Annotated in this window: 16 protein-coding genes and 1 pseudogene; 5 read left to right on the forward strand and 12 right to left on the reverse strand. The window is 44.0% G+C overall.

Annotated elements, in window-relative coordinates; genetic code table 11:
* Positions 1-100 precede the first annotated feature (100 nt).
* The 3 genes from ACN6NF_RS14850 (at position 101) to ACN6NF_RS14860 (ending at position 2,692) form a co-directional block, all read left to right on the forward strand.
* Positions 101-1,102 carry an ABC transporter substrate-binding protein gene (locus tag ACN6NF_RS14850; RefSeq protein WP_474318341.1) on the forward strand — a complete coding sequence of 334 codons (1,002 nt, stop codon included), beginning with the start codon at positions 101-103 and terminating at the stop codon, positions 1,100-1,102.
* A gap of 269 nt (positions 1,103-1,371) precedes the next feature.
* The gene (locus ACN6NF_RS14855; protein WP_013371793.1) at positions 1,372-2,364 is read left to right on the forward strand and encodes a DUF1385 domain-containing protein; all 993 of its coding nucleotides are present in this window, start codon (positions 1,372-1,374) and stop codon (positions 2,362-2,364) included.
* A 7-nt stretch (positions 2,365-2,371) separates the two neighbouring features.
* Complete coding sequence (locus ACN6NF_RS14860; RefSeq protein WP_170973184.1) at positions 2,372-2,692, forward strand: hypothetical protein; 321 nt, start codon at positions 2,372-2,374, stop codon at positions 2,690-2,692.
* Between the two features lie 118 nt (positions 2,693-2,810).
* Here ACN6NF_RS14860 and ACN6NF_RS14865 read toward each other — a convergent pair whose 3' ends face one another.
* The 3 genes from ACN6NF_RS14865 to mntR all read right to left on the reverse strand — a co-directional run bounded on the left by ACN6NF_RS14865 (position 2,811) and on the right by mntR (position 6,200).
* Positions 2,811-3,800, reverse strand: coding sequence for a patatin-like phospholipase family protein (locus tag ACN6NF_RS14865; protein WP_090890111.1), 990 nt, complete (start codon positions 3,798-3,800; stop codon positions 2,811-2,813).
* 94 nt (positions 3,801-3,894) lie between these two features.
* Positions 3,895-5,637, reverse strand: a complete 1,743-nt coding sequence (locus ACN6NF_RS14870; RefSeq protein ID WP_474318342.1) for a family 10 glycosylhydrolase — start codon at positions 5,635-5,637, stop codon at positions 3,895-3,897.
* Positions 5,638-5,774: 137 nt separating this feature from the next.
* Positions 5,775-6,200: a transcriptional regulator MntR gene (gene mntR, locus ACN6NF_RS14875; protein ID WP_044647270.1), complete on the reverse strand. Its 426-nt coding sequence runs from the start codon at positions 6,198-6,200 to the stop codon at positions 5,775-5,777.
* Between the two features lie 252 nt (positions 6,201-6,452).
* Between mntR and splB the strand changes: the two genes are divergently transcribed.
* Positions 6,453-7,517, forward strand: coding sequence for a spore photoproduct lyase (gene splB / locus ACN6NF_RS14880; protein ID WP_474318343.1), 1,065 nt, complete (start codon positions 6,453-6,455; stop codon positions 7,515-7,517).
* Here splB and ACN6NF_RS14885 read toward each other — a convergent pair.
* From ACN6NF_RS14885 to adhE, 8 genes are all read right to left on the reverse strand, one after another.
* On the reverse strand, positions 7,510-8,226 hold the full coding sequence (locus ACN6NF_RS14885; protein WP_474318344.1) for a cytochrome c biogenesis CcdA family protein: 717 nt from the start codon (positions 8,224-8,226) through the stop codon (positions 7,510-7,512). The two genes, splB and ACN6NF_RS14885, sit on opposite strands and share 8 nt — an antisense overlap.
* A 168-nt stretch (positions 8,227-8,394) precedes the next feature.
* A complete protein-coding gene (metG, locus tag ACN6NF_RS14890; RefSeq protein ID WP_474318346.1) occupies positions 8,395-10,413 on the reverse strand; it encodes a methionine--tRNA ligase in 2,019 nt (672 codons plus the stop codon).
* 415 nt (positions 10,414-10,828) lie between these two features.
* Positions 10,829-11,119: a membrane protein insertion efficiency factor YidD gene (gene yidD, locus ACN6NF_RS14895; protein WP_474318348.1), complete on the reverse strand. Its 291-nt coding sequence runs from the start codon at positions 11,117-11,119 to the stop codon at positions 10,829-10,831.
* 1 nt (position 11,120) lies between these two features.
* A complete protein-coding gene (locus ACN6NF_RS14900; RefSeq protein ID WP_165079678.1) occupies positions 11,121-11,612 on the reverse strand; it encodes a Fur family transcriptional regulator in 492 nt (163 codons plus the stop codon).
* Between the two features lie 255 nt (positions 11,613-11,867).
* Positions 11,868-14,087 (reverse strand): copper amine oxidase N-terminal domain-containing protein, encoded by a 2,220-nt coding sequence (locus tag ACN6NF_RS14905; protein WP_474318350.1) that lies wholly within the window; start codon positions 14,085-14,087, stop codon positions 11,868-11,870.
* A gap of 218 nt (positions 14,088-14,305) precedes the next feature.
* Positions 14,306-15,064, reverse strand: a complete 759-nt coding sequence (gene pflA, locus ACN6NF_RS14910; protein ID WP_474318352.1) for a pyruvate formate-lyase-activating protein — start codon at positions 15,062-15,064, stop codon at positions 14,306-14,308.
* A 64-nt stretch (positions 15,065-15,128) separates the two neighbouring features.
* A complete protein-coding gene (gene pflB / locus ACN6NF_RS14915) occupies positions 15,129-17,390 on the reverse strand; it encodes a formate C-acetyltransferase (RefSeq protein ID WP_016822312.1) in 2,262 nt (753 codons plus the stop codon).
* Between the two features lie 327 nt (positions 17,391-17,717).
* Positions 17,718-20,330 carry a bifunctional acetaldehyde-CoA/alcohol dehydrogenase gene (gene adhE / locus ACN6NF_RS14920; RefSeq protein WP_474318354.1) on the reverse strand — a complete coding sequence of 871 codons (2,613 nt, stop codon included), beginning with the start codon at positions 20,328-20,330 and terminating at the stop codon, positions 17,718-17,720.
* A gap of 259 nt (positions 20,331-20,589) precedes the next feature.
* On the opposite strand from adhE, the gene ACN6NF_RS14925 reads away from it, so the two are divergent.
* Entirely contained in the window at positions 20,590-21,306 is a 717-nt protein-coding gene (locus ACN6NF_RS14925; protein ID WP_014599995.1) for a Crp/Fnr family transcriptional regulator, read from the forward strand.
* A 42-nt stretch (positions 21,307-21,348) separates the two neighbouring features.
* Here the strand turns inward: ACN6NF_RS14925 and ACN6NF_RS14930 are convergent.
* A pseudogene (locus ACN6NF_RS14930) lies at positions 21,349-21,783 on the reverse strand (dioxygenase family protein).
* Positions 21,784-21,976 lie beyond the last annotated feature (193 nt).

Genomic DNA, 21,976 nt, shown 5'->3' on the forward strand with positions numbered 1-21,976 from the left:
ATCTTTGCATTGACAAAATTTCAGTCCTGTTTCATAATATAATGATGAAAATGATAATCATTATCATTTTATAATACGTTTATACAGGAGAACGCAATCTATGAAAAAGGGATTTATCGGATTCTTATTGTTACTGACTTTTATGCTCACACTGGCAGGTTGTGGAGCAACTGACCATGCAGCGGATAAAGGTCAGACGGCTAAGTCGGGCAGCAAACCCACTGAAGCAGCGACCGGTCCTGTGACAGTAAAGCATAATCGTGGTGAGCTCACGCTTGACAAGCCCGCGCAGCGTGTCGTAGTGCTGGAATGGACATTTACGGAGGATTTGATTGCATTGGGCGTGCAGCCGGTTGGTAATGCGGACAATGCCAACTATAAGGTGTATGTGACTCCAGAGGCAGCTCTGGACAGTAACGTGGTCGATGTCGGTACACGCAACGAACCGAATTTGGAGGCGATTGCTGCATTAAAGCCGGATCTCATCATATCCAACTTTGATGGGAATGAAGCAATCTATGAGCAGCTCAAGGCCATCGCACCGACGATTGAATATAATCTGAACGATCGTAACGGCTACGACTATGATAAGATGGTAGAGATTTTTAATAGTATCGCAGTCGCTCTTGGAAAAGAGGATAAAGCTAAGCAAGTGCTTGCCGATCTGGATCAGCATTATGCCGAAGCCAAACAAAAGCTCGCCGCTGCAGACAAGTCGGATTTTCATTTTATACTGACACAGGCTTTCACCTCGCAAAATGCAGCCAGTTTGCGTATGTTTTCAGATAATTCAGTCGTCATAGGAACACTGGCGAAAATCGGTTTGGTTAACGATTGGAAGCCAAGCAAGGTTGAATCGTATGGCTTTTCAACTGTGGGCATTGAAGCTCTGTCAGCCGTTCAGGACAGTAACTTTATCTATATTGTGCAGCCAGACGATAATGTTTTCGGCTCATCTATGAAAAATAATTCTGTTTGGAACGGTTTGAAATTTGTCAAAGAAAAACGCACCTATCCGTTGGCCAGTACAACATGGACGTTTGGCGGCCCGCTCTCGTCAAAGGGACTGGTTGATGAGGTTGTCGGGGCAATTACGCAATAAATTTGATCCGGCGATTCCGTCTGGTTTTATAACTGGCGATAATAAGCATTTATGGGGGCAGTCTGATCGCTCTCATAAATGCTTTTTTAAACCTGCGGCATGATAATTCCCCCATACTACAAGGATTTCCATCTTCTCCGTTATGATTAAATATCCTTTTCGAAGGATAAAATTAGCTGGTCACTACATCCCATTTTCGTCTAACTAGATATTCCCTTCCAAATTCGATACAATATACAAAAAAGCATGTATTAAGAGAGGTGAGACGGTTGTCACAAGCATCCAAGCCTGTGAGCTACGGCGGTCAGGCAGTCATTGAAGGTGTCATGTTCGGCGGCAAGCGTGTCAATGTCACGGCAGTTCGCCGCAAATCTGGCGAAATCACATATTTGGAAGTACCACGCAAGGAGCAATCCTGGGTGTCCAAATTCCGCAGAATTCCGTTATTGCGGGGGATTGTCAGCATCATCGACTCCAGTGCCAAGGGTACCAAGCATTTGAACTATTCAGCCGATGCGTATGCTGATGATGAAGTAGATCCAGAAGAACGCGCTGAACAAAAGAAAAAAGAGGAATCCCGTTGGAGCCTGAGCATGATGATCGGCGTGGCTGCGGTCGGTATATTGTCCTTCCTCTTTGGCAAAATTGTATTAACCCTCGTTCCAGTTGTTGTGGAGAGTTTCCTGTTTGACGGTTTGTTTCACAACCAGATTTTGCATAATCTCGCTGAAGGAGCTATTAAGCTGATTTTGCTGCTGGCTTATTTATGGGGTATTTCCCAGACTCCGTTAATCAAGCGACTGTTTCAATATCACGGCGCGGAGCATAAAGTGATTACTGCATTTGAAGCAGGGGAAGAACTAACTCCAGCCAACGTACAAAAATATAGTCGACTGCATTACCGCTGCGGCAGCAGCTTTATTATGCTCACCGTGATTATCGGGGTACTTGTCTATTCCCTGTTTACCTACGATAATCTGTGGGAGCGCATGGGGCAACGTCTTTTACTGCTTCCGATCGTATTGGGTCTTTCTTTTGAATTCCTCAAGCTGACCAATGCACTTCGGGAAATTCCAGTGCTTCGTTATCTAGGTTACCCCGGCCTATGGCTGCAGTTGCTTACCACCAAAGAACCGACCGATGATCAAGTGGAGGTATCGATTGCCTCATTTAAGCGTATGCTTGAATTGGATGCTGAGTTGGAAAATGTACCTGTAAAGGAGACCCTCAACAGTCCGGTCCTTGATCCTGTGAAAGGATGAGTGAATGATGTACAGACATGCCGTTATTTTCTGGCTTACCCTTGCTTTGGGCGCATATGGAATTATAGATATGCTATGGAAAGGTAGCTGGGGCTTTCTCATTAGTTTACTAATCCCTGTTTTTATTTTTGCAGTTATATTTCTGCTGTACAAATACCAGCCTGGACAACGCAAGCGAACTCCCAAAATTAAGCCCTCTGTGCGCACCATGGCCAAAACAGCCAGCACACGTAAGCAGCAAACTACAAGCAAACGCAAAACTTATCCTTTTCATGTTATTGAGGGTTCTAAGGGTAAAAATGAAGAGGAACAACCCAAATATCATTAATAATTATCAACCTTTAAAATGTAGCACAAAGGAGCCATCACCCGTGTTTTGCAATATGACCGGGAAAAGGCTCCTTTTTTACTTCCTTTGAAATACTTGAACTGCCAGTAAGTGGTGTTTATTTCATGGCGTACATGGTATCTTTCATCAATTGATACTTACTATACTGCTGCTGGTAAGAAGTGATGCTCCATTTGTGGAAAAAAGCTTCTCCTGCCTGCACACCGGAAGCATACAACAAATCACTTTGCTCTGGTGAAATGCTGAATTGTGCAGTGCGGATACCCAAAGTTGGAATTTTAATGGTCCGATACCGATTCTCCTGCTCAATATACCGTTCATCATGTGCCGATAGCATGGTATCAAAAATAGCCTGCAGCATGGTCAATGGACCTCGTATATAAGAAACCTTGGTCTCCGTCCCTGTTTTGCCCACCATTTGAAATCCTACCGTTGGAATCGTTTTGGCCTCACGTTCATTTACAGGCTCGTCGAAAAGCCATAGAGGCAAATTGCTGAGTAATGCCCCATCAACAACAAATACAAATTGCTGGGAAAAGGTTTTTCCCTTGGCAAGTGCAGAATCAAGTCTTAACATAACAGGATCAAAAAAATAAGGGATACTCGTGCTCATCCGAATGGCCTTGGCTACCTCTAGTGAAGAAGGGTTTATACCAAAACGTTTGATATCCTCAGGAAGCACCAGAATGCGTCCATTCGTAATGTCTGATGCAATAATGCGCAGCTTGCCAGGAGGTAGATCCGCGAACGTACGCACTCCTTTAGCTCGTAACAGCTCGCGTACCCAATGCTCCAGTGCCTCCCCTGAGTAGAGCCCTTTTTTAAGAAAGATACGTGCTGCTGGCCCAACCCACTTAATATTGAACACTGGAGAACGTCGTAATAACTTGACCAAGGGAGTTTTCTCAATTACGGCTTTCATTTCATCCGCCGTATATCCCGCAGCCAATAAAGCAGCTACAATAGCACCTGATGATGTACCTGCCAAACGATTGAATACAATATCATGCTCCTCGGCAGCCTTAACTGCACCCGCCAGCGATATTCCCTTAACCCCTCCACCCTGGAACACAGCATTGATCAGCATAGATCAAAAAACCTCCGTTCTCTTGGGAGTAGCAGTTCTACTGCTTATGTATGAGAACGGAGGTCCATATAGAACCTAAATGATCCAATTTATATCATAATTGATAATAATTTTGAAGAAGTTGAATGAGTCCGTATGGATTTTTGCGCAAATGCTGTGCACTAAAATAAATATCCCCTTTAACCTGCTTATAATTCTCATTCAGTTCAAGCTGTTTAATTAATTCTTGAGCTGATTGCCACCCTTTTTCTGGGGTGCCGATTTTATAAGGGGAATGACCGATATACAGCTTAACATCTGAGTTTTTGACCTCATTAGACCACCATGCGACAAGCTTGTCATATCCAGCCGCTGGGAAACCGATACTCCAGTAAATTTGTGGAGCTACATAATCAATCCATTCTTTGTTAATCCAGGTTCTTACATCTGCAAATGTCGTGTCATAAGCAGTAACGCCTGCCTTGGTCTCTGAACCCGTTAAGTCCTGAGACTTGTTGCGCCACACCCCAAAAGGACTAATCCCGAATTGAACTTTCGACTTGCTGGCATGAATGCTTTTGCCCAAATCGCGAACAAAACTATTTACATTATCTCTCCGCCAGTCACCTTTGTTAGAGATTTTGTTGGCGTTATATTCTTTGAAAGTCGCGTCATCATCAAAAGTCCCGCTGTAAGGATAAAAATAATCATCCAAATGGACACCGTCTATATCGTATCCGTTTACGACCTCCATAATCGCAGCAATGACATGCTGACGTGCAGCAGGAATTCCTGGATTGATGTACAACTGACTACCATTTTTAACGATCCAATCTGGGTGTTGATTAGCGACATGGTTTGCTGCCAAACCGCTAGTTGTTCCTGTAGAATTAGCACGGAACGGATTAAACCAGGCATGGAATTCCATCCCTCGCTTATGTGATTCGCTAATCATAAATTTCAAGGGATCATAGCCTGGATTTTTACCTTGGGTATTCGTTAAATACTTGCTCCATGGCACAAGATCAGATGGATAAAGCGCATCACCGCTGGCACGAACCTGAACGAATACCGCATTAATGCCCATGCCCTGCAAATCATCGAGCATTTTTGTAAACTCCTGCTTCTGCTTTTCGGAACTGCTTCGCGCAGATGAAGAAGGCCAATCTCCATTAATGGTGGAAATCCATGCTCCACGCATAGAGCTTGTAGCCTTCACCTGAGCCACATCCCCCTGTGAGGAACCTGAACCTTCCTCATTAGTAGAGGTAGACGGTGAGGTAACAGCGTCCTGTCCATCATCCTTGGCTCCCTGATCCGTACTAACACTCTCCTGATTGCCAGATGCTGAGTTATTTGATGTTGAGCTACTGTTTCCCGCAGAAGTGTTCTCACCAGTAGAGGTACCTTCTTTACCACTGCTTAACGTAATGACCCGCTCTGAGGCTTGCCAGTCTACTTTTAACCCCAACTCTTCCCCAACAAAGCGCAGTGGTACCATGACTCTCCCACTTGACATACGGGCAGATGCGTCCAATCGAACCGACTTGCCATTCACAGTAACGCTTTGTGCACCATTATTCATAGATATATTTTTGTTCTGTGCTGTAATCGTTACCGTACCAGACGATGCCGACCAGTTGACCTGTGCGCCTAATCCCTCACTAATCACCCGCAAAGGAACCATCGTGACATTCGCTCCCTGTACAATGTACGGTGACGCATCACTTTGCAGGGACTGTCCGTCCAATATAATCTCAATCTCACCAGTTGGTGCCGCTTGAACTCCAGGCACGATGGCAGTCTGTACTGCTAAGAGTAGACCCGCAGCCATGAGCCCTATTTTCTTCCGATTCATATCTTTATAATCCTCCGCTACCCCTGTTAATTTTAACCCCTATCTTGTCCTGCTATATAATGGATAGACGCTAATAACCGGATATTTGTTGCGGTCAGGACAAATAAAAAAAGCATCGTCCGTAAGGACAGATGCTTTTAGGAATCCCCACTCAATTCCTTGTGTATGTCATAAAGCTGGCGCAAGCGATCTTCATCTCGGCGGAAATATTCAACCAATGTCTCGATACGGGTGATGGAATCCCAGCTCAAATGGTGTTCGATACCTTCCACATCTTTATATATTAGGTCCTTGTCAACCCCAATCATATCCAGAAATTGTTCTAGTAACTGGTGGCGATCAACCAACCGTTTGCCGACCTTTTTCCCTTTCGGTGTCAAAATCAGTCCCCGATACTTCTCATATACAAGATAATCATCCTTATCCAACTTCTGAATCATCTTGGTGACGGACGAAGGATGCACCTCCAAACCCTCTGCGATATCCGAGACACGAGCATATCCCTTCTCATCGATCAGTTGGTAAATGCGCTCCAAATAATCTTCCATGCTTGGCGTTGGCACTTGTTTCCCTCTTTTCTGTTATTGAACGGGCGCTTACCGCCTTCATTTCCTGCGTTAAACCTACTATGTAATGATACATGTTATCATCGCTCATTGGCAAGTCTCGTCCCTCCACTCACATCTATTGCCACGATTTGTTCAATTTAAGCAGGGCACACTAATGTTGTCGCCCCTGTATCGTTGCTTTCTGCGGACATACTTTAGAGTTGGACACCAGAGCACAGAGGATTTATTTCGAAAGGAGCGTTAGCCATGTCTACGCTTGAGCGTACTCCTGTCCAAACCAGAGGAACCAAGCCATTCATGCCTGATCTAGTGTTTTTTGAGCCAGATGCCCTAAATTATCCCAAAGGGCAACGCATTATGGATTGGGTCAAAGCCAAGGATATTCCGTATCGTATGACGACCTCTCACAACCGAATTACCAATTTACCAGGTGAAACTGAAGTTGAAAAGTACCGAATGGCAAAAAAGACACTGGTTGTCGGTATCCGTAAAACATTGACATTTGACCAATCCAAGCCCTCTGCCGAATATGCGATCCCTATTTCAACCGGCTGCATGGGGCACTGTCACTACTGTTATTTACAAACAACATTGGGAGCAAAGCCGTATATTCGCATCTATGTCAACACTGACGATATCATATCAGCAGCTAAAGCTTATATTGAGGAACGCGCGCCTGAAATTACTCGTTTTGAAGCAGCTTGTACCTCTGATCCGGTTGGTTTGGAGCATATCACCGGCTCACTTGGAGACTTGATTCGTTTCATGGCAGATGAGGAATTTGGCCGACTTCGTTTTGTTACAAAATATCATCATGTTGATCCATTGCTGGATATTAAACATAATGGTCATACTCGCATCCGCTTTAGCATTAATTCCGATTATGTTATTAAACAGTTTGAACCTGCAACTTCGCGCTTTGAGGAACGTATTGAAGCAGCGGACAAAATCGCACGGGCTGGTTATCCACTTGGGTTCATCATTGCTCCCATCATTTGGTATGACGGCTGGGAAGAAGGTTACGGAGAACTGCTGCGTAGATTGGGAGAAACCTTACCCCAGCATGCTACGAAGGATCTGACATTCGAATTAATTCAGCATCGTTTTACCAAAACATCCAAAGCTGTGATCGAGAAACGTTACCCGAAAACCAAACTGGAAATGGACATAGAGAAACGTAAGAAAAAATGGGGCCGCTGGGGCCAGAATAAATATGTTTATCCCGATGAACAACAAAATGCACTGCGAGAGTTTATCACAGAACGCATCTTTGAACACTTTCCTTTAAGTCGTATCGAATATTTCACATAACTAGCATCCAATCCGGGGTAATCCGTTGTAAAAAAAGCGTTACATCTGTCATATGATCCGTTACCAGCAGTCCGCCAGTGATCACAAGCAGCACGCCACCTATTTGGATAATAGTGGTAGTATAGCGGGATGATAACTTAACAGAGCCTGCCAGCAAAGCCAATACAAAAAACGGAATCGCAAAACCAAGCGCGTAGCCAGTAATTAGCTTGAACCAAATGTGATGCTCTATTGCCGCCAAAGCGATAATAGCTGTTAGCATAGGACCGATACAGGGCGACCAGCCTGCCGCAAACCCAATTCCGACTACAAAGGAACCGGCATATCCGGCAGGCTTCCATGTCCATCGCAGCTTATGCTCTCTCATTAGAAACAATGGACGCACGAAACCAAGAGATACCAGACCCATGAGTATAACAAGCAGTCCAGCTACAACTCTTAGCGTATCCCCATAATTGGCAAACCATTCTCCAAGCAACCCGACACTTGCTCCCAGTGAATAGAAAACAACCGAAAAGCCTAATACAAAAGCAAGCGTGTGTCCCATCGTACGATAGCGAACCTCTGCCCTGTGCCGTCCTTCAGCCAGTTCACGTGCCGACATTCCTGTTATATACGATAAATAGGATGGATATAGTGGCAAGCAGCACGGTGAAAAAAAAGAAACTAACCCGGCAACGATGGCCAACCCCGCGTTGACATCTGACATCATCATTTCCTCCCACCTGTCTCAGTGAACACGCAGAGCAAATACAAGCCCTACTTACTAAAACATACGTATAGACAGAGGAAAATATGATGCAAGCCAAAAAGCGTATGCCTGGGAGAATAATATTCAAGCATACGCTTTTTACGTTCTTTTATTTTATATAGCCTCTTATTTTACAATCGCACCATTCGGCATACCTTCCGGTACAGCGGCCAATGTAAGCTGATCCCCATGTGATGCTGCCAAAATCATACCCTGCGACAGCTCACCCCGGAGTTTTACTGGCTTAAGATTGGTCACACAGATTACCTTACGCCCAATGATATCCTCAGGTGTATAAAACTTCGCAATTCCTGATACCACCTGTCGCTGCTCATAACCAAGATCGAGCTGAAGCTTCAATAGTTTATCGGCCTTCTTCACAGGCTCACAGGCGACAACCTGAGCAACGCGCAGTTCTACCTTGGCAAAATCCTCAATGCCAATCTCTTCTTTCGCCTCTGGTGCTTCCTGGCTCTCCTCAGATGCATTCAGCTTTTGAGCTTGTGTGGCAGCTTCCTCCGGTTTCTTACCTCCAGTCATTGCTTCTACGATAAAAGCAACCTCTTGCTCAGAGTCCAAACGAGGGAAGATCGGGTTACCTTTGACCAACTGCGTTCCTTCTGGAATACGTCCGAATTGCTTGCCGCTATCCCATGTAGTCAGCTCCCCTTGACGAATACCGAGTTGTTCCCAAATTTGGTGAGGTGCACGCGTCAAGAAAGGCTGAAGTAAAATGGAAGCAATACGTAAGCTTTCTACCAAATGCACCATTACAGATGCCAATTCGCGACGTTTTGCCTCATCCTTAGCCAGATTCCAAGGTTGCGTCTCGTCAATATACTTGTTGCTACGGCTAATAAATTGGCTAATCGCCGTTAAAGCAACGGAAAATTCCATGTTTTCCATGGCTTCTTCAACTTTACTATAAGTCGATGTTGCCATATCTACCAAAGCTGCGTCGAATGAGGTTACATTGGCTTCATAAGCGGGAACTTTGCCGTCAAAATATTTGTCTACCATCGCTACCGTACGATTCAACAAGTTGCCCAGATCATTGGCTAAATCCGAATTTACACGATCTACAAAACTTTCAGGTGTGAATGTTCCATCCGCTCCAAATGGCACCTCGCGCAGCAAGTAGTAGCGAAGTTGATCCAGACCATAACGGTCAATCAACGTTACCGGGTCTACCACATTGCCTTTAGATTTCGACATTTTGCCATCTTTCATGAGTAACCAACCATGCGCAAATACTTTTTTAGGCAACGGAAGGTCCAGTGCCATCAGCATGATTGGCCAATATATCGTGTGGAACCGTACAATCTCTTTACCTACGATATGCACATTTGCTGGCCAAAATTTATCGTACAGCTCAGTATTAGAAGAGCCATACCCCAAGGCAGTGATGTAGTTGGAAAGTGCGTCAATCCACACGTATACGACATGCTTCGGGTCCCCCTTGACCTTAACACCCCAGTCAAAAGTTGTACGGGAAACAGCCAGATCCTCTAACCCCGGCTTGATGAAGTTGTTAATCATTTCTTTTTTTCGGGATTCCGGTTGGATAAACTGCGGGTTCTCTTCATAAAATTGCAGCAACCGATCAGCATACTTGCTCATGCGGAAAAAGTAGCTCTCTTCCTTGACCAGTTCTACAGGGTGTCCACTATCCGGGCTCTTACCTCCAGTCACATTGCCTTCAGCGTCCTTCACGACGTCAACGAGCTGAGTTTCTGTGTAGTAAGTCTCGTCAGGAATGCTGTACCAACCCTCGTATTCTCCCTTGTAAATATCTCCTTGTTTTAATAAGCGATCAAAGATTTCCTGTACGACAGCCTTATGACGTTCCTCCGTAGTACGAATAAAATCGTCATTGGAAATGTCGAGCTTCCGCCACAGGTCTTGGATACCTGCCACAATGTCATCTACGAAACGTTGCGGTGTTTTGCCAGCTGCACTTGCCTTTTGCTCAATTTTCTGACCATGCTCATCCGTTCCGGTTAAATAACGAACCTCATAGCCCCGTAGCCTCTTGTAGCGAGCCATCGCATCACCCGCTACCGTCGTGTAGGCATGTCCTATATGGAGCTTGTCACTGGGATAATAGATCGGTGTTGTAATGTAAAATGTGTTCTCACTAGACATGTATATTCCTCCTGTTTTGTTCACGACAGCAAAAGATTTGCTATCATGATAGGTACTCCAATTCATGAATTCGACACAAATTGGGCACAAAAAAGACCCTCGTCCCTATGGGACGAGAGTCACCTCACGCGTTACCACCCAAATTCCCTGTACCCTCGCAGAATACAGGCTTCACCGGTCACATCTGACCGCCCATTAACGCTGGATCACGCCTCCTTCTTACGATTGCCTCTTGAACATAGCTTCTTCACTGTGGCAAATACGCTCGAAAAAGGTTCCTCCAGGACCATATTCAGGCTTCACTCCAGACCGGTTTTCAGCTAACTCCGGCTCTCTGTACTGGACGACTTACCTTACTCATCCTTTCACAGGAAAACAATATTAACCAAAATATAACCAAATCGGCATGGCGCTGTCAAGTCAGACCCTTCTCAGTATGGGTAGCCAAACGATCTTTGTCAGACTGATCTAACCCCTTTTTTGCAGGAGGGACCAAATCTACACCGCCGGGATAAAATGGATGGCATTTAGCTATACGCTTTGCAGCTAGCCATGAGCCTCTGAGCGCACCATGCACTTCTACCGCCTCCAGCGCATACGCCGAACACGTCGGATAGAACCTGCAGGTAGCCGGCTTTAATGGTGAAATGTAAGCACGATAAAACTGAATCGGAGCCTGTACCACTCTGCGTGTGGTGATTTTCATTTCAGTAGCCCCCGTGGCTGTGAGTGTGACTGCTCGTCTGTCTGAAACCCCCATCCGAATTACTCTCAGTATGCCCATTCTTCTGCTGACAGTCTTTGCAATAACCAAAAATTTCGAACTTATGCTCGACGATTTGGAATTGATCTGTCGTATCTGTCATTTGCATTGGACAAAAAGAAATCGGCAATGTTTTCTGACAGCTCAAGCAAATCATATGATGGTGGTGATGATGTTCATTACAGCTCACCTTGAACTTCATCCCATCCTCAAAAGATACCTGCTCCAGTACACCCAATTCCTGCATTACACGCAGATTGCGATAAACTGTATCAAAGCTAAGTCCGCTGTACTTCTTACCCATATATTCATAAACGTCTTTAGGGGACAGATACCCTTCATTCTCGGAAAATAACGTGGCCAACGTCTTGCGCTGATCTGTAATACGCAGCCCTTGAGCGGACATCGTTGCGATAATCTCATCCTTTGTCAGCATGCGTTTCACCCTCCCCTGTCTATAGTTTCAGGTTTTCTAATGCAGGCTTAGGCTTGCATCTATTCATTATACCACGATTAAAGTCAATATTATAAGAGATATTCGTACTACTCATAAGAAAAAGACGTTCTCCAGTGCTGCATCCAAGTTTGCAACGGAAGAACGCCTATATTCTGAAAGTGACATCGACTTTTAAAACGGTGAATGATGAGACTCAAGTGGTCTATACCGGTAAACAGCACCGATTATTTAAAATTAGTTTTTAATAGCTGGTAAAGGCATAACTACTACGGAAACCGGCAGATTACTACCAGCAGCTGCAGTGAAATACATCTCTACACTTTCTTCGATATGACCTGTGCGATACAGCACACTCATCTCATTCGGAGCCCATACAGAACCATTTGTTGGTATACCCACAACCTGATTATTCACCATCGCATAGCCGGAATATTCGCCTCCCCGCGGGTTAAACGTAATCAGTGAATACGGCGCTACATGGTCCAACTTAACCTTATATACAACACCAAAGTTACCGGCATTGGAAGCAGAAGAACCGTCCAGACCGTCGGTACCAATCAGGTTCGGGTCTACCTTATTATCACCAAGAACGATACGTTGGGCTGTTTTACCAACCTCTTCGGTATAATTGAGCGAGATATCCGAATTTGCGTACGTTCCACGGTTATGAATACCGTCCTTAGGCAGTTTTGCCAGAGTAGGCAACGCAGTCAACGGATCTACATTAGCATCTAGCACAACTACCGTGTATTGAATAGGTTGATCCGTGTACAGATCGGATAACAAAGAAATAACTTGTTTTTGCTTGATTTTTTGCGCGTTCAAATCTTGTAAAATAACACGGCTCTCACCCGGATTTAGAACTGTGCTGGAATGCTTGCTTCCATCCAACATAGATTGAAAGTACCTTTGAATCGAAACTTTACCCGCAGCTGTGGCAAATTCAGATGGGCCAGCAAAACCGGAATTTTCGACATTTATATTGGTAGGCGTGATATTGTTGTTGGTCGCAATCACATACATCTTCACATCTCGACCCGTTTCATTGACATGATGGACAAGAATACGCGTACTGCCTGATCCGGTTTCCTGATACACGATACCATCCTGGAACACACGCTCTGGGCTGTTAGCACGGATCAATAGACGTGGGGAAGAAGTACTTGTCACTGGAATAGTAGCCATAGCAGGCACCTGACTGCCATCTACACTGTATTTATCGCCATATGGCGTGAAAATTTTATTGAAATCATCTTCGTTGTATAGCAGTTCATTCGTAATTTTAATTGTTTCACTTTTGGTACCTGTTGCGCCATGCTTATCAGTCACGGTCAGTGTAATGGTTACATCACCTGGCTGGAAGAAGGCAAGTTTCTTGTTCTCCCAATCACGCTTAGTGATCGCATTCTCGTCGTCAGTACTCAGGTCGGTAATAGTGATTTTTTCACCCATCTTGTACTCTTTTTTATCCGTTGTAAACAGAGCTACTGGCGGCTGGTTTGGCGGTCTTACTGTAATAGTTACTGAGTAAGGATCACTCCAGTTCCCAGCAGAGTCAAGAACGGAATAGGTAACTACATATGTACCCGGCTCCTGAAATACGTCCTGCTTACCTTCCCAACGTTGGTTCACAATCGGAAGACCTGTAGGAGAAGATTCCTTGGTCAAATACGTAACTTGAGTTTCACCCGCATAGATATCCTTTTGTTGAACCGTGAAAGAAGCTTTTGGCTTCTGATTCAAATCCATGATAACTTGTTTAGTCGTATTATTCACAGTATAAGGAATATTTAAGGCCTGTGTAATCGAGGTCAACGGTACCATAAATACGTTCTTTTGTTGGTAAGCCGGTCCCTTCATTTGTCTAGCTTCACCGTTAACCGTATAAACCTTGCTATCTGTTTTGAAGCGCAGGACATTCGTTCCTTGGGTGATTACGGTTTCTTTGGTGGCAGTGTCATAACTAAACTGCAATCCGACACGGCTGACAAGAGAACGGATAGCTACATAGGAAACTCCGTCTTTGACTGTCATCGGCTGAGTTGCCGTATATACCTGTCCGTTTTGTTCCATTTTAGCACTGTTCAAATACAAAATCAGTTGATTCGCATTCATGGATGTTGGAGCTCCACCAGGATTGGTGATCGTTCCGTCTCCACCGTATACATCATTGGTTACGTTCGATCCGTTAGTGGTATCTGTAGGCAGCCCAGTCAATGGATCATTGGATACACCCGTGTTATCAGGTGTTACCGTATTAGCTGGTGTGCTTGTTCCATTTTGATCTCCGATACTATTCTGAACGCCGGAATCAGCAACATTGGTCGTCTGCTGGGCGCTAACCGAATCGGTGGATTGAACGCTTGTTGATGCTGCTTCTGCTCCTACAGGGGCTACTGCAGCCACCTGAGCTACCGCCAAGGCGGTGAGCATGGTCCATTTCTTGAAATTCATTGTCTGTCTCCTTCTATCCCCAAATTATTATCATTCCCGTGAAAAGTCATACTATTAGACGCGACAGTTGTCAAAAAGTTTCTGGAAATTTTGACGATCATGAAAAAAAGGGAACTTTCTCCTGTGACTGCAAAAATTCAACAACAAAAAAACCGCCGTCCATCTGATCTGATGTGACGGCGGCTTTATAACCTGAAAGTAGTTCTGATCCATTTACATTATGATGGTCGGTAAGCAGTATTCGTTCCTGCAGTCTCCAGACGACCCTCTTCAATGAGTCGGTAAGCACGTTGAACTTCTTCATCTGTAGGAGACGGAACTCCTTCCAGCGGATATGCCTTACCGAGCATTTCCCATTTGTAAACACCCATTTGATGGTAAGGTAAAATTTCGAATTTTTCGACTCCGTTCAACGTTCCAATGAACCGTCCCAAATTTAGTAGATCTTGCTCGTCATCATGAATACCCGGTACAAATACGTGTCTAATCCACATCTTGCGCCCTTGCTCAGACAACCAGCGGGCCGTACTTAACATACGGTCGTTGGACTTGCCTGTAAGCTTAATATGCTTGTCGTTATCGATGTGCTTAATATCTAGTAGTACCAAATCCGTTACGTCCAGTAGATCATGGATACGACCTGCATCATTAAAGCCGTTACTGTCCAATGTCGTGTGCAAATTCCAGCGACGTTTCACTTCTTTGAACAGCTCTGCTACAAAATGAGCTTGTAATGTCGGTTCTCCACCGGATACGGTTAATCCGCCTCCCGAAGAACGGTAATAAGTTAAATACGGCTCAATCTCAGCCAATACTTCTTCTAACGTCATCGGATTACCTTCGTTCAAGGCCCAAGTGTCCGGGTTATGGCAATATTGACATTTCAACAAGCATCCTTGCATAAAGAGCACGAAGCGGATGCCGGGACCATCGACGGTCCCGAAGGTTTCCAATGAGTGTATGTGACCTTTCAACATGTTGCATCATCCTTCCCGCATCCGCTATGCGTGCGTCAGTGTATTATTTGATACGTAAAACTTATTACATTGTACCGTGGAATGTACGGTTAATAACATCCAATTGTTGCTCACGAGTCAGCTTGATAAAGTTAACGGCATAACCGGAAACACGAATCGTAAGTTGTGGATAGTTTTCTGGGTGTTCCATTGCATCCAACAGTTGTTCACGAGCAAACACATTGACATTCAGATGATGTGCGTGGCTTCCAAAGTAGCCATCCATCATCGAAACAAGGTTTGTTTTGCGTGTTTCTTCTTCTTTACCCAGTGCTTTAGGCACGATGGAGAAGGTATTCGAAATACCATCTAAGCTGTGTTCATAAGGCAATTTGGCTACAGAACTCAGAGATGCCAGAGCACCTTTTTTATCACGACCATGCATTGGGTTTGCACCTGGTGCGAATGGTTCGCCTGCTTTACGTCCATCAGGTGTTGTACCTGTTTTCTTACCGTATACCACGTTGGAAGTAATGGTCAGTACTGATTGAGTAGGAACCGCATTACGATAAGCTTTATGTTTGCGGATCATGCTCATGAAGCTTTCTACTAGTTCTACAGCGATAGTATCTACGCGGTCATCGTTGTTACCGTAGCAAGGATATTCGCCTTCGATTTCAAAGTCAACAGCAATTCCTTTTTCGTTGCGAATTGGTTTAACTTTTGCATATTTAATGGCGCTCAAGGAGTCGGTAGCAACTGACAGACCCGCAATACCACAAGCCATGGTACGAAGAATATCACGGTCATGCAACGCCATTTCAATGCGTTCGTAGCTATATTTATCATGCATATAGTGAATAACATTCAAAGTGTTCATGTACAGTTTTGCCAGCCATTCCATCATAGGTTTGAAACGGCTCAACACTTCTTCGTAATCCAGCACTTCACTTGTAATGGCTGGGAACTCAGGTCCTACTTGAACGCCGGATTTTTCATCCTTACCGCCGTTAATGGCATACAGCAGAGCTTTTGCCAAGTTGGCACGAGCGCCAAAGAATTGCATTTGTTTACCGATTCTCATAGCGGATACACAACAAGCAATACCATAATCATCGCCGTAGATTGGACGCATCAAATCGTCATTTTCATATTGAATGGAGCTAGTTTCAATAGAAACTTTTGCACAATATTTTTTAAAGCCCTCAGGCAGTTTTTCTGACCACAGTACAGTCAAGTTAGGTTCTGGAGCAGGTCCTAAGTTGTACAGTGTGTGCAAGAAGCGGAAGCTGTTTTTGGTAACACGAGTTTCTCCAGTGACAGACATACCACCAATGGATTCTGTTACCCAAGTTGGGTCACCACTGAACAGTTCGTTGTAGTCAGGTGTACGCAGGAACTTAACAATACGCAGTTTCATAACAAAATGATCGACCAGTTCCTGAGCTTGTTCTTCGTTCATCGCACCTTCCTCAAGATCACGTTGAGTATAAATATCAAGGAATGAAGATACACGTCCCAAGGACATTGCTGCACCATTTTGTTCTTTAATCGCTGCGAGATATCCAAAATATACCCATTGGAAAGCTTCTTTTGCATTGTTAGCTGGTTTAGAAATATCAAAACCGTGCTCAGCAGCCATTTGTTTCAATTCATTCAAAGCACGAATTTGTTCAGAAATTTCTTCACGCAGACGAATTACGTCTTCTTCCATAGAATCAACTTCAAGGCTTTTCAATTGAAGTTTTTTATCTTGGATCAAGAAGTCTGCACCATACAGAGCTACGCGACGATAGTCGCCGATTATACGACCACGACCGTATGCATCTGGCAGACCAGTAATGATACCAGCTTTACGAGCTGCTCTCATTTCATCTGTATAAGCGTCAAATACACCTTGGTTGTGTGTTTTACGGATATGAGTGAAAATGTCAACAATGCTTTGTGGCACTTCAAAACCATAGGCTTTACAAGCATCGATCATCATCCGGATTCCACCAAACGGCTGCAAAGAACGTTTGAATGGAGCATCTGTTTGTACGCCGACAACTTGTTCTTTGTCCTTGTCCAAATATCCTGGTTTATGTGAAATAATGGTGGATGGCGTATTTACGTCTACATCAAGCACGCCGCCGTTTGCCAACTCTTTTTTAGTAAGATCAGATACAATTTCCCACAATGCAGTTGTATTGGCGGTAGGACCAACCAAAAATTCTTCATTACCAACATAAGGTGAGATATTTGTTTCAATAAAATCGTTGACGTTAACTTCTTTAGTCCATTTTCCTTTTTTAAAACCTCTCCAGCCAGATTGTTGCTCTTGTAATTCTCTCTCAATCACCGACATGTAAATCCCTCCAAATTGTTTGGTCTTCCGGACTTGTGATTTTTTTCACGTTTAAACTATTTCTTGAGCCCGGCCTTTTCACCGATGCCTTACGCTCAGTGTCGGGACCTTTCTTACACTCTTATTGTAGAATAATGATAGAGTGTAGTATGTGACAAAAATCACAATATGAGTGATTTTTGTCACTTTATTTTCCCTAGCTTCACGCGTATACCTCTAGCCTTGCCGTTCACCTCCCTTCCCAAACCAAGAGGCCCTCTATATAGAGAGCCTGCATTGGTATTGTATAGGAAAATGCTTAGTTACAAGCCTCTTCATACTATTATATTATTGATCAAAGCGTCCGTAGAAGGCATTACGGTATACATCAGCCAATTCAGTAACCAGCGGCAGCTTTGGATTTGCAGTTGTACATTGATCCTCAAAAGCGCGGTCAGCCAAATAATCTACACGTGATTCAAAGTCTTTTGGATCGAAACCAAGTTGTTGGAACGATTCCTCGATACCGAGTGTTTTGTTCAACTTACGGATCGCGTCAATTAAGCTGTTAACCCCTTCTTCAGTGGTACGTGCAGGCAGTCCCAGTATGCGTGCGATTTCTGCATAGCGCTCATCTGCAACAAAGTGCGAATATTTAGGGAACGAAGCAAATTTTGTCGGTTTTTTCGCATTGTAGCGAATAACGTGCGGCAGCAAGATAGCATTCGTGCGGCCATGCGCTGTATGGTATTGTCCGCCCCATTTATGTGCAAGACTATGGTTAATACCCAAAAATGCATTAGCAAACGCCATACCTGCAAGTGTAGAAGCATTATGCATTTTTTCGCGAGCCAGTTTATCACCAGTCAGAGCCGATTGCTCTAGGTATTGGAATACCAGTTGAATGGCTTTAATTGCCAGACCATCTGTGTAATCATTGGCCATTACAGACACGTAAGCCTCGATAGCATGCGTCAGAACGTCCATACCTGTATCGGCTACAGCAGTTTTAGGCAGCGAATATACAAACACAGGGTCAATAATTGCCACATCAGGAGTCAACTCATAGTCAGCCAGCGGGTACTTCGTGTTGCCCAGGTTTTTATCCGTAATAACTGCAAACGATGTAACTTCCGAACCTGTACCCGAAGTTGTAGGGATAGCCACAAATTGTGCTTTTTGACCCAGACGTGGGTACTTGTAAATCCGTTTACGGATATCCATGAATTTTTGTTTCAAGTTATTGAAATCAGTATCCGGATATTCATAGAACATCCACATGCCTTTAGCAGCATCCATTGGCGAACCGCCGCCGAGTGCGATGATGCAATCCGGTTGGAAACGTCTCATCATTTCAGTACCGCGCTCTACCGTAACTGTCGATGGATCTGGTTCTACTTCAGAGAATACTTCAATCGCAACAGGTGTTTGACGCTGGTGCAAGTAATGAATGACACGATCCACATATCCGAGTTTCACCATCATAGGGTCAGTGATAATGGCTACACGTGAGATATCAGGCATTTTAGCAAGATACTGTGTCGAATTTTTTTCAAAATAGATTTTGGAAGGTACTTTGAACCATTGCATATTCACCGTCCGTTTCGCCACCCTTTTCACATTAATCAAGTTAACTGCAGATACGTTCGACGAAGTCGAGTTACGACCGTACGAACCGCAACCAAGTGTCAACGAAGGTAGGTTGGTGTTGTAAATATCACCGATTGCGCCATGTGTGGAAGGTGCATTTACAATGATACGTCCTGTTTGCAAACGGTCTGCGAAGCGAGCAATAACATCCTCATCTTGAGAATGGATAGCTGACGAGTGACCCATACCGCCGAACTCTACGACTTCAGCAGCACGTTGGATACCTTGCTCTGCATTTTTTACTTTGTAGCAAGCCAATACCGGACTCAATTTTTCCGCAGATAATGGGAATTTGGTTCCTACTCCTTCAATTTCAGCGACCAGAATTTTTGTTCCTGCCGGTACTGTAATGCCGCTCATTTCAGCGATTTTTACAGCAGACTGTCCGACGATGGCCGGGTTCACTGCACATTTTTCTACATTCATAGCTCCTTGAGTGAGCTTAGCTGCCTCTTCTTTATTTACAAAGTAGCAACCATTAGCAATCATCAATTTCTTCACTTGCTCGAAGATAGGCTCTTCAATAATTACGGCTTGTTCCGAAGCACAAATCATACCGTTATCAAAAGATTTAGAAAGGATAAGATCGTTCACGGCCTGTTTGATATCGGCTGTTTTTTCAATAAAGCAAGGTACGTTACCAGGACCTACGCCAAGTGCAGGTTTACCACAGCTATAAGCTGCCTTAACCATGCCTGATCCACCAGTTGCCAAAATCAACGCTACATCAGGGTGGTTCATCAGTACATTTGTTTTATCCATCGAAGGTGCTTCAATCCATTGAATACAATCCGCTGGAGCACCATGTTTAACAGCTGCTTCAAGCAAGACGCGGGCTGCTTCCGCACTACACGATTGAGCAGATGGATGAAAGCCGAAAATGATTGGGTTACGTGTTTTAATGGCAATTAACGCTTTGAACATCGTAGTCGAAGTCGGGTTTGTTACTGGAGTAATCCCCATGATAATACCAACGGGTTCGGCTATCTTTTGAAAACTATCAAAGTCATTGTCTTCAATGACACCGACGGTTTTCTCATTTTTGATGCTATGGTAGACATATTCTGTTGCAAACATGTTTTTGGTGATTTTGTCCTCGTACACACCGCGTCCTGTTTCTTCAACAGCCAACTTCGCGAGGTGCATGTGCTTATCCATCCCTGCGAGTGCCATAGCTTGTACGATTTCGTCAATCTGCTCCTGATTCATACTCATGAAAGCTTGCTGTGCCCGGTTCGCCCGGTCAATCAGCGTTTGAATATACTGCTCTGCGCTTTGCTCTTTTTGGATAACCTCGTTTTTAACAGCCATTTCCCTCATCCTCCTGTTATCTCGTGTACTATCTCTTGTTCACGCACTGATCGTAACACAGCTTTCCAAGATATTTTGTGATTTTTTTCACAATCTATTTAAAATTTTATTTTATGAAGTGAATTAAATCACAAAGTTTGGAATTCTGCCACTTTTACCCCCTCTTCTTGCCCCAAAAACGCATTGCACAGGTATATAATGAATTTGAATTGATCAAGTTGCAGATAAAATAACATAGGATACAAAGGGGAAATGGACGATGAGAAACCCTACAAATGTAATGGAAGCCCGCGGCAACACCTGTTGCTTCTCGGAGGCCAGCTTCAACCGGCTGCAAGTGATGATGAAAGATCGAGTCATGCCAGAAAGTTCGCATCTGTTCTGGGAAGGAGATACAGCGGATAAGCTGTTTTATATTAAGCGTGGACGCGTAAAAGTGACCAAAACAACGGATGAGGGTAAGGAACTTATTCTATATATGTATCAAAGCGGCGATCTTGTGGGTCAAGCTGATCCTTTCTTCGGCACCAAACATTCCTTTTCTGCTGAGGTTCTGGAGGACAGTGATATTGGCGTAATCGATCATACAGATTTGGAGCTGCTTATTTGCCAGCATTGTGATTTTGCGATTGACTTTATGAAATGGATGGGATCGCATCACCGCATTACTCAGACCAAGTTCCGCGATTTGATGATGTACGGCAAGCCTGGCGCTCTCTGTTCCACACTCATCCGACTATGCAACACTTATGGTGAGCCTCACGGCGACTACATTCTGATTCATAAAAAGATTACTCATACTGACTTATCAAATATGATCGGTGCTACCCGGGAAAGTGTAAATCGGATGCTCAGTGATCTGCGTAAGAAAAATGCAGTCGAATACGATAATGGTATGATTGTTGTCAAGGATTTGGAAATGCTGCAAGGTGTATGTCATTGTGAATTGTGCCCACGTGAGATTTGCCGGATATAATAAATTGTTTTTTAATGTAAAAGGGAGTGCTGTAAGCCATTATTAGCTTATAACACTCCCTAATTTTATTCCACTCCCCATTGCAATAAACAACGGTACAAAGTGTTCTGCTCTAGGTACGGCCTGGCGAGCGCTTCGCTTTCATAGTGATCCAAAGCCCCTATATCTCGGTTTTGCACTTTTTCGATAATCCAGTCATCAAAATCAATTGCCCAAGGCTCCGTTATCGTTTCTCCCCAATTGACAATGCGCAGATTATGGACAGTCACACCACTAAACCTCCAAAATCATAAATTGTATCGTAATCTCATCCATTGAACTAATCGTTAACACTTGCGTTTCCCAATGAGTTGTAAAGATAACTACTATCGCCTTAGGGTGAAGGCTTTTCCCCAACTGTTCTAAAAATGCAGTATAGTCCGTCTGTTCAATAGCAAGCATAGGTGATCCGTGGGCTAAAAATAAAGATGGTATCATTAAAAATCCCCTAATCGTATACTATTTATTTTATTCATATAGCAACTTTATGTAAGTAATAGTGCATAAGTAATAGAGTAATGTCAATATAGATGCCAGCATATACTGAAAGATCAACTATTCTTTAAATAAAGATTGATGTAGGTATAAAGTCATAGTAATATGTAACTAATAAATTTAAAAATATTACTAT

Source organism: Paenibacillus sp. TSM33 (assembly GCF_056099025.1).